We start from the raw sequence: 17,063 nt of genomic DNA on the forward strand, positions 1-17,063 counted from the left end.
TTTAGCCTGACGTGGCCAAATGGCCTGCCAGGCCCAAGAGAAACCCAAACACCGCACCTAAAGCCGGAGACCAGTGATTCTCAAGTTTTGCCTGGGGTGCCACATCCTCAAATACCAGATAGATAATGCCGCCACTGGCAAACAGCATAATTCCCCCTAACATTTCAGGACGCTCGGGCAGATAATAAAACCCAAGAAGCGCGGAAACAGGCCCCGCAAGCATTAACAGACCAAAGCCAGCCAGGAGTCTCAAAACGGACTGTTTCGAGTTCTCAGTCAGCTCTTCAAACGCGTTAAAGCCCTCGGGAATATTTTGCAACACGATTAATGCGGATATCAGCAGGCCGGTATCCTGACCCGTGGCAAATGCTGCCCCCAACACCATTGCCTCGGGGATAAAATCAGCCAGCATCGCCACGAGCTGGCCAAGCGAGCTTTTCAACTTGCCCAGGTAGATATCGAGAAGACAAAAACAGACACCGCCGCCAGCAAAACTCAACAGCGACAGTAACGGTGATAACGACTCACTCCCATCAGGAACCAGCACCAGAGCGACGGCTGAGATTAATGCGCCACCACCAAAGGCAACGATGAAGCGCCGCCAAGGCTCAGTCAGTATGTCTGGCCACTCAATATCCAGCATTGCCATCCCCGCACCAACGGGGATGGAAGCGCCCGCCAGGGTTGATAATATCAGCAGAATGAGTAGCTCGGACAAAGCAGTTCAGCTCCGGAAAGCGATGCACTAGGTCATCATAGTAGCAGGTCGCGGAACTGAGATTAAACAGCGACTGGCCACAACGGCTGGGGACCTTCCGGATCATTATCTTCCGGCTCGGTGTTTGCAGTCAGGTATGCCAGAATAGCGTCACGCAATTTCTTGCTATCCACCCCATGATTACCAAACAGGCGATTAAATTCGAACACAAAAGGGTGCTGCCCTACCAGGGCAATATCAAAGCCGGCATGATTGACACCCAGATCTTGAGCAAGCCGCAGCGCCAGGTCGGTTACAACCGCCGGCACAGGTGATGTATCAATAGCGCCGCCTTTGGATACATTATTATAAAAGCCTTGCTCCGACTGCATGCGCCAGTAGGCCGCTACCACTTTATCTCCCACGACAACGACGCGGGCATCCCGGTCTATCGGCAGATATTCCTGGGCGTAGAGGACATCAGTCTTTGCACAGTATTCTCGCCAGTCCTGCGTCGACTCAATCAACCAGACACCTTCACCCATGCTCGCCTTGGGTAATTTAGCGACAAAGGGCAGGGTCATCATGTCCCAGATATGATCCTGTGACTCTGGTGTATTTGCCTCGATCATCGTCCATGGAGTATGCGCAGGTGCGACGACCTCAAATGCACGGGTCATTTCAACCTTGTTGTGACCAATGCGGTAGCTCGCTTCGCTGGGGAAAACACGACAATTCAGGCCATAGACTAGCGCATTGAGCTGCCAATATTCCGGGAAGAGCACCCAGTCGGCTCCTGCCAGCAGGTCTTTATGCGAAAAGATATCGCCTGGCTTCAGGACAGTTGTGTCGGGAAACCCCAGGGTGCGAAAAACATTAAACGACACCAGGTTCATTGGCTGTGCGCTCGTAAAAAAAGCGCATTGTATGTATTTTTCACCCCCTGGCAAGCATTTTTAAATGCTCAGTCTTCACCAGCGAACATCGCAAAGACTTCTTCGCCTGTCATTTTCCGGGTGTTATTGCTGAACGAATAATAACCGGGTTTTTCATCAATGAAAATTTCACTGTTCATTGTAAACTCCCCCTCGGCAAACAGCCCGGCTGGAAGAATATATTCGCCGTTTTCTTTTAGATGATAAAACAAGTGCGTGCCACAACGCTGGCAAAAGCCACGCTCTGCCCAGTCTGATGACTGGAAAATAGCTGGGGCATCACCCGAAAACGTTACGTCATTACCAACATGAACCGCTAACATCGGGCCTCCCGACCAGCGCCGGCAAGTTGAGCAGTGGCACACATCAATACCCGACGTATCAGGTGCAGTCACTTCGATTACGCCACAAAGGCATTTCCCTCTCATGTTCCCTCCCGTATCTCAAGATGATGGTTATCGCCGGTTGACGATACGCCTGCCTCTCACTCTCGGTCACTCCAATAATGCTGCATATCCAGAAACAGGTATGAGGCTGTCCAGGTGATAAGTACCAGGCCAGTCAATGACTCAATACCCGTCAAGAAACGGATATCTCCTTCAGGGAAAATATCGCCAAACCCTAACGTTGTAAATACCGTGAAAGAGTAGTACACACAGTCCAGGAACGTGCCATCAAATGCTCCAGACAACCCGCCAAGCACATCGGTCGACACTGCAAAATAGTAGGCAATAGCAAACAGCCAGATCTCAATAGCATGCGCCAACAATGCCCCCAGCAACCCAATCACGATGCGATAGCGGTGCAGAACATGCCATCGAGGAATAAACCGGTTTAGACGATAAAGAAACTCATAGTGCACAATGACTACCGCCACAACCACAACGATATTAATCAGAAATATATCAAGCATTGCTATCATGACGGGACATCACATGACTCGAAATTGGGGCGAATTTCCAACATGACTATTTTATCCTGTTATCTTCCAGTATTTTTCCAAACCGAACAGTGTCTGCTTCATGACCGGACTCTCGCCAGGTTTCGTTTAAAGCAGATTTCTCCCAAGTTTTAACGGCATCCAGGCTCAACAATTCATTGACATAAGCCTGAGACTGTTGCGATAACTGCAATTGAAATGTACGTGCCCGGAAAGCCACAGGAACATAGAAAGCATCAACTGCTGTGAACTGCTTACCACCAAGAAACGGGCCGGAAAACCGAGAAAGGCCTTGCGACCAGAGTTCCTCCAATCGTTCCAGGTTGTTATCCAGGCCAGCAGGACGAGTGGTCATCGCGACCATGACACCGCAGTTCATCGGACAAACATCTCTTAACACTGAAAATCCTGAATGCATTTCTGCCGCCGCACACCGAGCCCAGGCACGAGCATCGTCACTCTCAGGCCATACTCCTGCATGTCGTTCGGCCAGGTATTCCATGATCCCCAGCGAGTCCCAGACACAGCGATCACCATCAACCAGACATGGCACCAGACCTGTTGGGCTGAATTTGCGAAACTCTCCCCAGTTGGATCCCTCACCGAACGGATGCATTATCTCCTGGAAAGGAATATTCAATGCTTTCATCAACACCCAGGGGCGCAGTGACCAGGACGAGTAGTTTTTATTCGCTATATGTAAGGTATACATGGAGATCTCCACATCGATGGTCAAAAGAAGATATCAGGAACAGATTCGCCCTCGACAGGAAATGGCATTGCGACCTGACTGCTTCGCTTTATACATGGACTGATCAACGGCAGACATAACCGCTTCACGATTGGCATCTTTACATTGGAACAACTCAATACCCATACTTGCAGTCACTTTATATTCAAGATGCAAGGTGGGTTTGCCATCATCCCCGTCCACATCAAGCTGATAGGGCTGACAAAGTATTTCAAGCATACGCTTGGCAACATTTAGTGCTTTTATTTCAGCGTCATCCATATCATCCCCCAGGTGCTCGAGTAGTATGAGAAATTCATCGCCACCAAGGCGTATGACTTCATCTGAGACATCAAGGTTATGCTTGATACGTTGCGCGGCAAGAACCAATAACCTGTCGCCAACCGTATGTCCATACGTGTCATTTAATGATTTGAAATTATCGAGGTCCAATAAAATAATTGCACAATAGCCCGAACTCCTCTCGTGGCTCAATGACAAACCCTGTAACCGATGTTTAAGGACTCGACGGTTACTGACATTGGTTAACGGGTCGAAATGGGCTTCACGCCAGGCATCACTTTCCGCTCGTTCTTTGTAGACAACCAGCAGCCCAAAGGCAAACATGACGACGGTTGATAGCGACATCGATAAATAAACGGTTTGTTCCGTACTTGGCGAAAGAAATCCGCTCCCGTCTATGACAGCTGATATGATCAGCAGTGCTCTGATCAGCAAAACGCTCGCATGGAAGACAATGGCAAAAAATATGACCCAGCGCCCGCGCCCTGTTGTTGAAAACAAGCCTTTAAACACCAGGAACAAAACCAGGATGCTGTGATAGGTGCTGGTGACCACACCGAGTATGACCCGGGAATCAAAATCATCCAATAAAATGACAAAACCAACGACGGAAAGTAGCGGCGGCAACCATATAAGCCAACGGGAAATTGGTACCCGGTACAAACGGGCAAGCCCCTCCACAAACATGGCGAACATAAAACCCAGTGCACCGTTTCCTCCTATCACTGAAACCATAAGTGGCAGCTCAGAGCGCAAACCAAACAGCACAAAAGCAAGGACATAAAGTGCAAAACCACTGGCCCAAATCATCAGATCACGATGTTTGCCAGCCGCCACAATCAAGACACAGATTGTGATTGTGAAACCCAGCAAGATGTTAACCAGGTACAAAGGCTGTACTGACTCTATCAAGCGGCCAAGGGAAGCAAACATCAATCGTCTGCCTCCTGATTTCTCGATACCAGCGCTTTCTGCCAATAGCCCACGTCCAGCCACTGATCAAATTTCAATCCGACCTCAGTAAAATGAGCCACTTTTTTCATACCAAACTTTTCATGCAAGGCGACACTGCTATCATTAGGCAATGTGATACCACCAATGGCGACATGAAGCCCTGCCCCCGCAAGCCTTTCAAACAGCGTCGCGTACAGAGCCGAACCATAGCCTCTTCGGGTTACATCATGGGCAAGATAGACTGAAACTTCCACTGCGTAACGATAGGCAGAGCGCTCTTTCCAGCGCGAAGCATAGGCGTAACCAACAAGCATGGCACCCTGTTCGAGTACCAGCCACGGAAGAGACAGATCATGAGCTTGCTGGATGCGAGAGCGCATAACAGCAGCTGTCACAGGAAGCTCTTCGAAGGTCACCGTAGTATTGGTGATATAGTGATTATAAATGTCCGCAATGGCTTGCGCATCGCGAAACGTTGCATCCCTGACCATGCTCTTCAGCCTGTATCATCTCCGCTTTGCTGCGGCAATTTTCAGAGCATGAATAGTAGTCACAGTCCAGGGATACAATCAACCTGTTTTCTTAAAGGGCCTTTATCAGAACGTCCATTGCGTTCGGACTGATAAGATATCGATATCCTCTGGCTCGCCACCATCCAGCGTCGTCAACGGGCTGTTTTCGATATCAAAGGCGCGACTGTAGCCAAACAGAACCCGGACGTTATTATTGAGGTAACCGTTCAAATTAAGCGAAGCACGACGCTGCCTTCCGCCCAGTACGATACCATCCTCCAGGTCCAGTTGATCCAGTCGCACAGCCAGCTCCCAGGCTCCCCAACTGCCCTGCGCCGGAGCAAACAGGCGATTTTGCCGCAAGCGTTTAAACTCACCATCTGAGCCGCGATATACCCGGGACTCCCCTGTCAGGCTAAGCCCCATCTGCACATACCAGGCAGCGAACTCAAGGTCGGCGACACGTACCTGATCTACTTTCGCCTGACCATACTCACTCTGGATGGATAATGGTCCAAGCTTGGCGGCGGCTTCAACAATACCGAGCGATATAGATTCGAAATTGGTTAGCGCACCTGTATCTGCAAGGTACAAGTCTGACATGTTCGTGGTTTCATAGCGGAATGCGGTCGAACCGCTGTTGCTAAGAGAGTTGATTTCATTCGCCTCCCGGTGACCAAAATTAGCCCCCAGGTGCACCAGTCGATCTTCTGTATTAATAGGCGCAATGGTGCCACGAATACCCCAACCATAGCCTTCATCCCGGCCACCACCACTGGATGACATGCCATCGCCATAAATACCGCTCTGCAATGACCAGTCATTACCACTGGACTTCAGGTTCACCCCGATAGCCCGGTCAAAATGCGGCACCGTCAAGGCCGAAAGCAAAGAACGCTCATTGAACATGATGTCGTTGGAGCTTTCCTGAATCTCCATGCTCATCGCATGCTTCTGATTACCTACCGTAATTTCCAGGGGATCGAAACCGGTGTAAGTGAGAAAGAGATCCTTTACAGATGTTTTATTGCCACCGAAATCCGCTTCAATAATGTAATCAAAATCATGATAAGCAGTGCCCCGCAACGCGAGTCGGCCACGACGAATCTCAGTACCAGAGACCGCCTCATAATCATTAGCAGTGCCACGCTTGAGCAAGTTGTCGTCACTGCTATAGCTGCCGTCAGCATGCATGCGACCGCCCAGCCGCATACTAAATCCATTATTGCCTTCTACATCCAGACCATTATTGCCTACCGCAACTTCAGCAGCTGGCTCGGGTTGAGTCAGCCCAGTTGATGGTTCAACCGTTGTCACCGCATCAGCAGGCTCGACCATTTGAAATGTACCTAATTTTACGCGGCCAGCACCTGGCTCGGCGAAAATCTGCTGAGTTTCCGAGTCGACATATAGCTCCAGCGCTGGGGGAGTCTGGGCAAAGGCCAGCGCAGAAAATACGGACATGGAAGCAAAAAGCAATGGACTGGAGAATGGCAGTAATGATCTTGCGGCCATGGTTTGAATATTCCTCTTTTATAACGTTTCGATAACAGTTGCAGCCGATAATGATGGCAATGCCGACAGCAGGCCACATTTATGACAGCACGGCGACGGCAGCGTGACAATTATGTGAAATTAATGTGACAGTATGATGACAGGCGAGAGAATTGTGACATTTTTGTGAAGCGCCCTGGCCTGAAAGGCGTCAGGCCAGGGCTGTGCGAACTTTGCAACCTTAATCTGGAACGTCAGACAGGTTAACGATGGCGCTTGAAAGGGGTGCGAGAGCCTGAAGTCGATTCTATTTCATCGCTAACAGCTTCCATGCTGGCAACATCAATAACCGGCACATCTTCAAACTGGCGTTTGAATGGCGGCTTGCCGCTATAATCTACAGTCCAGACCCGCTCAACTTCCAATATTTCTTCTGTTGCCTCCATCGCGGCTACGTCCGCAGCAGGAAGCTCTACCACCTCTCGTTTGAACGGCGGGCGACCGGAAAAATCGACCAGTCTGACTTTGACCATTTCTTCTGAATTTGCATCGGCCAGAACGGATGTGTGCGGCATTACCGCCACAAAACCCAGTAAACATGCACTCAGGGTTAACTTCCGCATAATCTTCCTCCAACTCAACCAATACGTTTATTAATTTGCCATTCAATTTTACGCAAAACTGAATTAAGAGAACAGGAAAATCGAAAGGTTTCGCACCGAAGCAGTGCAAAAACGGCGAAAAAATCAATTACCAAACATTCCAATAACTTAAATTATTCATACATATCATCAAGTTATGGTGATGGCCTGATTATTGCTCAGTATTGATAGTAACTAGCCAAAAGCTTGGTAAATACCGATCACAAATCAGCCCTATACAGGTAACCACCATGACTTTCTTGACTTACAGACCGTTTAGCTCACTTATCAGGCACTTCAGTTATTCACTCCTGATATCGCTGCTGATGCTCAGTAAAAGCCAGGCAGAAACTCCTGCGCAAGCGTCTCTGGATATTATTCATTCTGGCGATATTCCTCTGACACAGACAGGCGCTGGAAGCTATACCGTTAATGCCGTCATTGGGGGCATTGATGCAGAGTTCCTGCTGGACACAGGAGCCAGTATGGTCACAGTAAACACGCAGTTTTTTGAGCAGTTACGTGACAGTACCGATGTGACCCGGGTCAAACGCGTCGGAGCCAGGCTGGCTAGTGGCAAAGTTGAAATACTGGATGTCTACAGGGTCTCCTCCTTTCTTTTAAACGGTGCCTGCGAACTCGGACCACTAGAAATCGCGGTACTCCCCAGGGGGGGCAGAAACCTGCTTGGCATGAATGCATTACAGCAGGCTGCGCCACTGAACATGTCATTTACTCCCCCAAAGATGAATCTGGCAGGGTGCATGCACCGTTTAGAGGCCAGTTTGTAACTCATATTTCACCACAAGTCTCATTTTGGTGCGTTTGATTTTATCGCGCATCAAAATGGGGCGGCTCAAGTTGTTGAACGAGACTATTTTCTCCCACCATTCCGGCAAAAAGCTCATAACCAATTGTTTTAATTGCAGATTAAATACCTGGCCTGATCTTTGCATTTCCTAGATCAGGAAACAAGGACTTCCTACTACTACTAACAATTAAGACTACCTTCAAAACATCAGGAGAAGAAAACATGAGCAAACTCACTAAAATTGCTGCAGCTATCGCACTCGTATCAGGCAGCGTTGCTGTTCCTTCAATCGCTATGGCCGACGTTACTGCTAACGCGGCAATGGGCAGCAACTACGTATGGCGTGGTCTGACCCAAACTGAAAACGAAGCAGCAATTTCAGGCGGAATTGACTACGCAAGTGAAGGCGGATTCTACGCAGGTACCTGGGCATCTAACGTAAACTATGGGGCTGGCGACGAGTTCTCTTATGAGCACGACCTGTATGCAGGTTATGCCTGGGAATCAGGCGACATGAGCTTTGATGTCGGTTACCTGTACTACAACTACGACAAAGACGGTAAATTCGACTTCGGTGAAGTTTACGGGACTGTTGGCCTTGGCGCATTCAGCGTGAGCCTGTATGTTCTGGCAAACACTGAAGCTGACGAAGCACCTGGCCAGGACTTTGGTTTCGGTGAAGCCACTTACCTGTCACTGGACTACGCAATTCCTGTCGGCAGCAACGGCACAGAAATGGCTTTCCATGTTGGCCGTCACGCCGGTGATTTCGTAGAAGCATTTAACGGTGTACCTGATACGTACATCGATTATGGTGTCACTTTCTCGAACGGCGGTTTTGCTTTCATGATTTCTGGCACAGATACTGATGAGCCAGAGGCCAGTGCATATAACAACGATGATCTGCGCTTCACAGTTTCTTACGGTCTGGACTTCGATCTGTAAGACTGTTGCTCACAAGCAGCTAGCAAAAGCCCGGCTTCCCTGAATCAGGGGCCGGGCTTTTTAATGTTCTCCGGCATCCAGATCAGGTCTGTGACACCAACATCCTGCCCGCTCTGTGTGAGCAGCGTTGTAATCTGCCCCCGGTGATGCGTCTGATGATTAAAGAAATGGGTCAGGGCTAACCATAATTCGTATTGCCGTGGCGCCGGATCCACCATACTGGTGTACCGCAACACCCCTGCCAGGGCGTCATCCGTCAGGGTAGCGACCCAATTATGGATAGCTATATCGGTTTCTTCGCGATCTTTTCGTAGTTCCTCAAAGTCGGTATGTAGCTCCTGGTCCAGCCCTGAGACTCGAAAGGGCTGGTTGACAAAGCGGCCCATCCAAACCTTGTCGGCGAGCAATATGTGATTCAGCGTGCCATGAATTGATTTGAAGAAAGCACCTCGATCTTCTTTTCGTGCAGTATCAGTCATTGCTGAACACTGATCATAGACTTTTGCATTCATCCACTGGTTATAGGCGGCAAGGGTCCGTGCCTGTTTGGGTGTCATTTCCTCTCCTGGTCCTGTTAGTAATTTTTGACAAGGTCAGGCGGTCTGCCTGAATGAACACCTGTACCCCACTGCAGACATTCTCGTGATGCGCCGAAATTGTTTTCGAAAAACTGATGTAGAACCAAACCCGACTTTAAAGGCTATCTGCTCTACGCCCAGCTGGCTCTCTTCTAGTAATTGCTGAGCGACACTCACACGATATTGCAACAACCATTGTATGGGTGTGACACCTAGCTCTTCAGTGAAACGACGATTCAGTGTCCGCACACTCATCGCAGCTTCTTGAGCAATATCGCTCAAGCGAAGCGGTTGCTGATGGTTCTTTTCAATCCATCTCAACACAGGTGACAAAGATCGCTGTTTATCCTTCGCAATTAAATTTCGGTCTATAAACTGCGCCTGGCCACCCTCTCGAAATACTGGCATGACAGCCACACGCGCTGTTGCAGCTGCCACTGCCGCCCCATAATCACAACGAATCATATGCAGGCACAAATCATGCGCTGCCGCCGCACCAGCAGAGGTCAGCACCTGACCATTATCAATATACAACTGATTAGCATCGACATGAATATCAGGATAGGCCGCCGCCAGCTGATCAGTCACCAGCCAATGAGATGTTGCCCTGAGTCCATTCAATAGCCCAGCCTGGGCAAGCACAACAGATCCCGTACAGATTGACGCGATCCTGGTTCCCCGAGTACTGGACAGTTTCAGGGCATTCAAGAGTTTTGGCGATGATGCTGCCATCGCATCATTTCTGCCAGGTACTACCACCGTATCCGCGTTTTTAAGATGATCAAGGCCAGCATCAGGTCTAAGCACCATGCCGTGATTGCGCAGTGTTTTATTCACCCCACACAATGTGACCTTGTACGCAGGTTCGCCTGTCGCTGTCCGGACGTGCCTAAAGAGATCCAGTGGAATGGCAATGTCTGACATAACAGCATCATCGCAAAGCAAGATACACACGGAAAGAGGTTGCATTAATTCACCTACCAAAAGACAGTGCTAAAAAAACAGTGTCAAAAGCATTTAACCAAAACCTTGTAATCAGCACTATAGCCACAACAATGGCAATATATGATCGAATATTGTCTATTTTGCCACTGCTAACTTAACATGAAATATTGAATACTGTGCAGAGTAAATTGACAGGGTAAGCATTATCATGGAACTAACGTTGCATCGACCACCACCATCCAAACTCTGCCTGGCGCATCATTTTTTGCAATATGATCTGCGACAGTTGGGCAACCGCTTCAAACGACGCCTTACAGGCCAGCAAGTGAAGTACATTGCAGAAAACAAATACGCCATGCCTGATAGCGAACTTAGCCAGAAAGCTTTGGCCTTTACACGCGAATGCAGTCCCGATTTTCTGCTCAATCACTGCCTGCGAAGTCATGCATTTGCGGTGGCCCTGGCTGCGGAAATGAAATTACGTTTTGATCCCGAGATTCTATTTATTGGTTCAATACTCCATGATCTCGGGCTGACAGAGAGGTGTGCTGATAACGATACTTTTGAATTATCTGGCGCGCGTGCCGCCAGGTCTTTCTGTCAAACAACTGGGATGGATAGCCAGCGAAGCGACCTGATACATGAGATGGTGGCGTTGCATAACGCCATCGGCATAGCCGATACACGTGAAGCTGAAATCGCCTTACTACATTTTGGTGCAGGTGCTGATGTCATCGGCTTGCACCTGAAAGATATTCACCCACGCACATTACGCGAAATCATATCCAGGTACCCTCGTGAAAATTTTTCCGAAGCAATGGCAGAGCTGATTCAAAAACAAATAGAACAGAAACCTAAAAGTTACATGAGCACCATGGTCAGGATGGGCTTCCTGAACAAAATGCAGGCTCTCTCCCTTGATTGAAAACCAGCTTGATTACAACGCCTTTGGAGCACTCAGGCTTTATTGTCGGCAACAGTAATACCCTTGTTGACGCCACAAGCCTTAACAAAATCATTATCGTGACTGACCATAATAAATGCTCCCTGGTATTGCTTCAATGCATCAGCCAATACCTGTTTGCCATCCAGGTCCAGGTGGTTGTCTGGTTCATCCAGCAACAATAGCCGCTCTCCCGGCTGGTAGCTGACCATTAGCACTGCCAGCTTCATTTTTTCACCACCACTGAGTTGGTTAACGTATTTGAATACAGCATCAGATTCCAGCCCCGCTCCGGCCAGTCGTGTTCTGGCAGCAGTTTCGCTCATACCCGGGCAAGCATCCAGAAGGTGGTCCAGCACTGAAGTATTGCCATCGAGCGATGCAAAGTCCTGGTCGAGGTAAGAAACGCTACCCCCCAATCTGACCTCACCTGATAAAGGCTGTAGTGCCCCTGCTATGACTTTTAGCAAGGAAGATTTTCCGCATCCATTATTACCTTGCACATGCAATTTATCGGTGCCACTGAGCTGAACACTGATTTCCTGTCCACAACCATAGGGTAGCCTGATCCTGCTAACTGTTAGCAACCTGCCCTTTGCCGACAAGCGCTCGGGCAAAGCCAGCGTCTGAGTCTTGAGTGCATCCTGTTTGCTTTGTAGTGTGGCTTTTTTTGTTGCCAACTGCTTAGCCTGCGCGGCATCCTGTTTCCGCCTGGCTGATAACGCTGCTTCAGCGCTGTTCTTCTGATAGTCCAGCAGTAATTTCGACTGGCCACCTGCTTTGCGCACCCGATTTCCTTGCGCCACCCGTTTTTCTGCCTTCTCGCGGCTGTTTTGCACCTGGCTCTTTAATCGCTTTTTTTCTTGATTCAGTTCATTTAGCTGACGCTCTACAGCACTGACAACGAGGGATTTTTCTCGCTCATATACATCATAATTGCCACCATATCGGGTTAACCCTAACTGACTCAACTCCCAGATTTCTTCCATTTCCCTGAGCAGAAAACGGTCATGACTGACCAGCAGGATATGGCCGGGAAATTGGCGGATTTCATCCAGCAACCAACGTTTACCCATACCATCCAAATGATTGGACGGTTCATCAAGCACCAGAAAACCGGCACGACTGCGGAACAAACACCACAATCGCAGTCGAGTTAGCTGCCCACCGCTCAGTTGGCTACAAGGTGAATGAATATCTTGCGGCAGCCCCAATGCGCCCAGCTGCTGAGCTAACTGTTTCTCGATCTGCCAATGATCCCCCACCTGCTCGAACAGTTCAGCTGAACATTCACCCGCAGCAATTCTCTCCAATGCCAGTAACACGGGCTCAAGACCCAGGTATTGAACGATGGTTCGCTGATCACTCAGAATCTCTCCTGGTTGCTGCTCATATTGAGCAACAGAAACAGTCAGTTTTATATGTCCTTTTGTGGGCCTATTGACGCCTGTAATCAGGGAAAGTAACAGCGATTTTCCAATGCCATTCCTACCAAGCAACCCGATGCGATTTGAATTTACAGAAAATGAGATGTTTTCAAACAATACTTTGCCGTTATCTAATTGATATGCGACTTTATTGGCTCGACAGACCGACATAGATTCCTCCCAGAATAGCAGGAGAAGTCAGGCAAGATAACGATAATCCAAGTCAGCTTGTGGTACAGCTTTTAGCTGTGCATCGCCATAGACTTGATAGGGAAAGCATCAAGAGATGCCAGAGACGAAATCTACGCCCACTAACCCTGCATATCCAACATAATTGATAAAAAAATGGATATCACAGGTGTTAGAAAATCACTGGACGCAGGCTCCTGAAGAAATAGATAGCATAAGTTTATCGTGGACGCAACACGATTAGCAAGTATTACAGATTTCGACAACCATTTTATTGATTTTTCGATAGTCGATATTGTTTTGTTTGTATTCGGCTTCTGAAAGCAGATGGCCAAGTTCATGGCACTTGTCAGCCAGATCAGGGCGAGCTGAACTGATTCGGCGCATATGCTCAAGAATTGTCTCTGAAGGTTCGCGACCCAACCCGACTTTATTCAACTTTCTGTTCAATTTCCGGTACGCTCTTATCGCGGGGGAAAGCTGCTGTTGAGCCTGCCTGTTAACCAACATGGCGCGCAGCGCGACCAGAACTAACAACCCTCCCAGCAGCCAGGCAGGCAGATTTCCCAATCCTCTGCTATCGAGCCAGTTGCTCAGGTCTTCAGTACGCAGATTACCTTCATTATCGTACATACCCAGATCCCAACCATACTGCATGGCATCAAGCGTTTCACGGACTGCGTTGTAACCTGGGACTGAATTTAGAAAAAGACGTAACCGCGTTTCCCGGTCCAGGCCTTGTCGAGATTCATTACCCAGTGAAGATAACCAGGCATCCAGGCCAGAGTGTATTCTCTCAGGTGCTATAGCAGCCGTCGGATCCAGTCGCTGCCAACCTTCCCCCGGCAACCAGGCCTCTACCCAGGCGTGAGCATTATATTGTGAAACACGCCAATGGCCGGTTACGTTATTAAAACTGCCACCTTGATAACCGACAACAACACGAGCCGGGATACCGGCTGAACGCAAGAGAAATGTCATCGCTCCCGCATAGTGTTCACAAAAACCCTCTCTGGTATTGAACAGGAAGTCATCAATGCTTTGCTCACTGTTCTTTTCTGGCGTCAAGGTATAGACATACGGTCTCTCATTGAAATGACGAAGTACTGCATCAATCAGTAATTGATCATCCTTAAATTGCGCACGCAAACGCATCGCCATGTCATGAGCCTGGCTGTTTCCGACATCAGGCAATGCCAGGTTTCTCTCCCGTAATTCCTCATTTAATGTTAGCTGTGTTTGCGCCGGGATCGAAGTGGCCGGATATCGCACACGCTGTCGAATCACATCCGATGTCACAATAATTCCGCGTTTGTCACGGTAGGTTTGTGGCCGGGTGGGATAAGCCTGGTGTAGGCCATATAGCCAGTTCTGCTGCGTAGGTTCCAGCGTCACCAGATACCGCAACCTTGATTCAGCAGGCACAACAGCAGGAACAGGGTTGATATCAAAATCAAGGCGCCGACTCCGTGACCAGGTCTGACCATCATAGTTTTCGAGTACCAGTCCCCGCCAGTATAATTCCTCGGGACGAAGGTCGGCTTCGCCATCAAAGCGGACCCGCATGGCCAGAGCGCTGTCACTGACCAATTCACTAACAGATCCAGGTGTCATTGTATCGCTGACGCCTGTAGCAGAGCGATCAGCCTGGTTTCTGTCTGACCATCGGGCTCCCGCTGCCAGGATCAGCATTAACATCACCAGCAAGACAGGAATTGTTAGAACAATTTGTGACAGCGCACTTGCAAGCTGCTCGCGATTTCCCGCACCAGGCCGGCTGTACATCCGCATTAACAGCAAAACAACTATGAACAAAAAGTAAGCGACTGACCACCAGGAGTCCGCGTAAGTCATTGCCGCAAGCAAAAGCAGCACAGAGATTATTTGCCAGCGCATAATCAAACAGACCAGGCAGGGCAATATCAACCACCAGGCTTGCGTTTGCATGGGAGGAAAAACCAATAGGATTGCTGTCATCAATGTGACTGGCACTACTATGTCTTGTTTTCCTTTCCTGAAGGGCAAGTTTTCGCTTCTCATTTCCATAAAGCCAGGGCCTGCAGCAATTTATGTTTATGAGCCTCACCCCAGCCAGGTTTTATCTCCTTCGAACCAGGCAATATCAGCCCCACTTTTTGCTGTCCCCGACTGATCAGCAGTACAACCAGGTAACTCAGACAAGACAATGCCGCTTCTGGATCACGCCCCGGAAACATGGCCATAGACAACATGACCGGAGCATCGCCCTCCGATACAAACTGTTTGGTTTTCAACCCCTGTCCTCTGGCAAGGGATTGCCAGGCGATACGTCGTCGGCTATCTCCCAGGGAATAACTCCTTAATCCAAAGAAGTCATCCACACCCGATTGCCTCGCTGTCAATTGATTGCCCTGGCTGGACTCCGGCACATCGTTGTACCGTTCTGGCATAGCACAAACAGCAGGCCGAGGGTAAACCAGGTAGCGCATGTTCAGGTGAGGACGACTCCATGACTGCCATAACCCGGCAGGGTATCGCGTACGCAGCAACATCCTTGGCGCCTGGAAAACACCACGCCTGTCAGTCTCGACTGACAGATGGATGGCTGAATTACTCCCTGTTATCTCTCTCTGCGGCTGAAGCTCATTGTTGTTAAACCCAATCCAGATATCATGATGTGATCGTCGCAAGCCTGCAGGAGAAATACTGATTGATAACTGTGCTTTTTCACCGGCAAAGCAGCGCGCGCGAGGAAGCTCATTCGACTCCTCACTAATAGCCAGTTGCAAGCCACTAAGGTTGCGATAACAAAGCACAAGACTGAGCAGGAACAAACTCAACAGTGTGGCTGTTAACAATATAGAGAATGGATTTCTTTCAGCGACAGCAATAACCAGCACGACAGCTGCACCAAAACCAAACAATGCACCCTGGATTGTCGGCAGAATAAATATGGATCGCTGGCCCAACCTGAGTGAAGACGCAGGGGGGACACGCCGGTCAAGCCAGCGCTCCTGACGTTTCGTTAGATAATGGCGCCAGTGCTGTCTTATGCTGCCAGAACGTCGACTGAGTCCACTATCCATTGTGCCAATGTCCTGCGCTGCTGTGAAAGATGGCTTGCAGACTCTGGCATGTAACCCATGTCATCTGCCGGAACGATGCGATGGTCACATACCGCTGGAAATATGACCTGGACATCATCTGGTGTGACATACTCCCTGCCCTCCAGCAAGGCAAAACACCGTGCTGCCCTGACAACAGCAATACCACCCCGTGGGGATAACCCTAGCCGTATTCGGTCAGATTCTCTGCTGAACTCAATAAGACGCTGAATATAATCCAGTACGCTATCACTGCAATGTACTTGCCTGAGCTGACCGCGCCACTGCTGCAGATCTGCTAATGACAGGCAAGCAGATACCGGCTCATGCTTAAGCCGCACATCAGGCTGGGCAAGCAACTCTCGTTCAGCCTGACGATCCGGGTAGCCCAGCGAAAGGCACATCAGAAAACGATCTGTTTGAGACTCTGGCAACGGGTAAGTGCCTGCCAACTCAGATGGGTTTTGCGTGGCGATAACAAAAAAAGGAGCTGGCAACTGACGAGTCTGCCCATCCAATGACACTTGCCCCTCCTCCATCGCTTCCAGCAACGCACTCTGGGTTCTCGGCGTGGCACGATTTATTTCATCCGCCATCAGTACCTGACAGAATATCGGGCCTTCATGAAAGTGAAACTTTCCCGAAGAAGGATCAAAAACAGACCCGCCCAGAATATCGGCAGGCAGCAAGTCACTGGTGAACTGAACCCGCCGGAAAGACAACCCCATGATGCCAGCCAGTGCATGCGCCAATGTGGTCTTACCCATGCCTGGCAAGTCTTCCAGCAACAGGTGCCCATCACTGAGCAAGCAGCATAACGCCAGCTTGACCTGCTCCTCTTTGCCTAATACTGTGTTGTTCAATTGTTGTAACGCGGCTTGAATCTTGTCTTGCATTGGATATTGCACAGTTAAACGCCCTTAGTTGATCCAAATG

At 49.3% G+C, this 17,063-nt stretch carries 18 protein-coding genes; 3 read left to right on the forward strand and 15 right to left on the reverse strand.

Going from position 1 to position 17,063, the window contains the following annotated elements:
• Position 1: 1 nt before the first annotated feature.
• The 9 genes from PSCS_RS02000 to PSCS_RS02040 form a co-directional block, all read right to left on the reverse strand.
• The gene (locus PSCS_RS02000) at positions 2-718 is read right to left on the reverse strand and encodes a ZIP family metal transporter (protein WP_068810116.1); all 717 of its coding nucleotides are present in this window, start codon (positions 716-718) and stop codon (positions 2-4) included.
• Positions 719-780: 62 nt separating this feature from the next.
• Positions 781-1,593, reverse strand: a complete 813-nt coding sequence (locus PSCS_RS02005) for an ATP-grasp domain-containing protein (protein ID WP_068810117.1) — start codon at positions 1,591-1,593, stop codon at positions 781-783.
• 68 nt (positions 1,594-1,661) lie between these two features.
• Positions 1,662-2,060, reverse strand: a complete 399-nt coding sequence (locus PSCS_RS02010; RefSeq protein WP_068810118.1) for a GFA family protein — start codon at positions 2,058-2,060, stop codon at positions 1,662-1,664.
• A gap of 56 nt (positions 2,061-2,116) precedes the next feature.
• Positions 2,117-2,545, reverse strand: a complete 429-nt coding sequence (locus tag PSCS_RS02015) for a potassium channel family protein (RefSeq protein WP_068810119.1) — start codon at positions 2,543-2,545, stop codon at positions 2,117-2,119.
• Between the two features lie 55 nt (positions 2,546-2,600).
• Positions 2,601-3,284 carry a glutathione S-transferase gene (locus tag PSCS_RS02020; protein ID WP_068810120.1) on the reverse strand — a complete coding sequence of 228 codons (684 nt, stop codon included), beginning with the start codon at positions 3,282-3,284 and terminating at the stop codon, positions 2,601-2,603.
• Positions 3,285-3,317: 33 nt separating this feature from the next.
• The gene (locus PSCS_RS02025) at positions 3,318-4,538 is read right to left on the reverse strand and encodes a GGDEF domain-containing protein (RefSeq protein ID WP_068810121.1); all 1,221 of its coding nucleotides are present in this window, start codon (positions 4,536-4,538) and stop codon (positions 3,318-3,320) included.
• Positions 4,538-5,050: an arsinothricin resistance N-acetyltransferase ArsN1 family B gene (locus PSCS_RS02030; RefSeq protein WP_068810122.1), complete on the reverse strand. Its 513-nt coding sequence runs from the start codon at positions 5,048-5,050 to the stop codon at positions 4,538-4,540. Before PSCS_RS02030 ends, PSCS_RS02025 begins: the two co-directional genes overlap by 1 nt.
• Before the next feature lie 105 nt (positions 5,051-5,155).
• Positions 5,156-6,586, reverse strand: coding sequence for an OprO/OprP family phosphate-selective porin (locus PSCS_RS02035; RefSeq protein WP_082866392.1), 1,431 nt, complete (start codon positions 6,584-6,586; stop codon positions 5,156-5,158).
• Positions 6,587-6,828: 242 nt separating this feature from the next.
• The gene (locus PSCS_RS02040) at positions 6,829-7,188 is read right to left on the reverse strand and encodes a hypothetical protein (protein ID WP_068810123.1); all 360 of its coding nucleotides are present in this window, start codon (positions 7,186-7,188) and stop codon (positions 6,829-6,831) included.
• A gap of 344 nt (positions 7,189-7,532) precedes the next feature.
• On the opposite strand from PSCS_RS02040, the gene PSCS_RS02045 reads away from it, so the two are divergent.
• A complete protein-coding gene (locus tag PSCS_RS02045; RefSeq protein WP_157885597.1) occupies positions 7,533-7,997 on the forward strand; it encodes a retropepsin-like aspartic protease family protein in 465 nt (154 codons plus the stop codon).
• A 242-nt stretch (positions 7,998-8,239) separates the two neighbouring features.
• The gene (locus tag PSCS_RS02050) at positions 8,240-8,962 is read left to right on the forward strand and encodes a TorF family putative porin (protein ID WP_068810125.1); all 723 of its coding nucleotides are present in this window, start codon (positions 8,240-8,242) and stop codon (positions 8,960-8,962) included.
• A 44-nt stretch (positions 8,963-9,006) separates the two neighbouring features.
• On the opposite strand, the gene PSCS_RS02055 is transcribed toward PSCS_RS02050, so the two are convergent.
• Both PSCS_RS02055 and PSCS_RS02060 read right to left on the reverse strand, forming a co-directional pair.
• A complete protein-coding gene (locus PSCS_RS02055) occupies positions 9,007-9,519 on the reverse strand; it encodes a DinB family protein (RefSeq protein WP_068810126.1) in 513 nt (170 codons plus the stop codon).
• 36 nt (positions 9,520-9,555) lie between these two features.
• Positions 9,556-10,509 carry a GlxA family transcriptional regulator gene (locus tag PSCS_RS02060; protein WP_068810127.1) on the reverse strand — a complete coding sequence of 318 codons (954 nt, stop codon included), beginning with the start codon at positions 10,507-10,509 and terminating at the stop codon, positions 9,556-9,558.
• 184 nt (positions 10,510-10,693) lie between these two features.
• On the opposite strand from PSCS_RS02060, the gene PSCS_RS02065 reads away from it, so the two are divergent.
• A complete protein-coding gene (locus PSCS_RS02065) occupies positions 10,694-11,410 on the forward strand; it encodes an HD domain-containing protein (protein ID WP_229694673.1) in 717 nt (238 codons plus the stop codon).
• Positions 11,411-11,442: 32 nt separating this feature from the next.
• Here PSCS_RS02065 and PSCS_RS02070 read toward each other — a convergent pair whose 3' ends face one another.
• The 4 genes from PSCS_RS02070 to PSCS_RS02085 all read right to left on the reverse strand — a co-directional run bounded on the left by PSCS_RS02070 (position 11,443) and on the right by PSCS_RS02085 (position 17,023).
• A complete protein-coding gene (locus tag PSCS_RS02070) occupies positions 11,443-13,026 on the reverse strand; it encodes an ABC-F family ATP-binding cassette domain-containing protein (protein WP_068810128.1) in 1,584 nt (527 codons plus the stop codon).
• 258 nt (positions 13,027-13,284) lie between these two features.
• Positions 13,285-14,991 (reverse strand): transglutaminase TgpA family protein, encoded by a 1,707-nt coding sequence (locus PSCS_RS02075; RefSeq protein ID WP_068810129.1) that lies wholly within the window; start codon positions 14,989-14,991, stop codon positions 13,285-13,287.
• Positions 14,992-15,080: 89 nt separating this feature from the next.
• On the reverse strand, positions 15,081-16,109 hold the full coding sequence (locus PSCS_RS02080) for a DUF58 domain-containing protein (protein ID WP_068810130.1): 1,029 nt from the start codon (positions 16,107-16,109) through the stop codon (positions 15,081-15,083).
• Positions 16,073-17,023 carry an AAA family ATPase gene (locus tag PSCS_RS02085; protein ID WP_068810131.1) on the reverse strand — a complete coding sequence of 317 codons (951 nt, stop codon included), beginning with the start codon at positions 17,021-17,023 and terminating at the stop codon, positions 16,073-16,075. Before PSCS_RS02085 ends, PSCS_RS02080 begins: the two co-directional genes overlap by 37 nt.
• Positions 17,024-17,063 lie beyond the last annotated feature (40 nt).

The sequence above is a fragment of the Pseudohongiella nitratireducens genome (assembly GCF_001642735.1).
GTDB classification, from domain to species: domain Bacteria; phylum Pseudomonadota; class Gammaproteobacteria; order Pseudomonadales; family Pseudohongiellaceae; genus Pseudohongiella; species Pseudohongiella nitratireducens.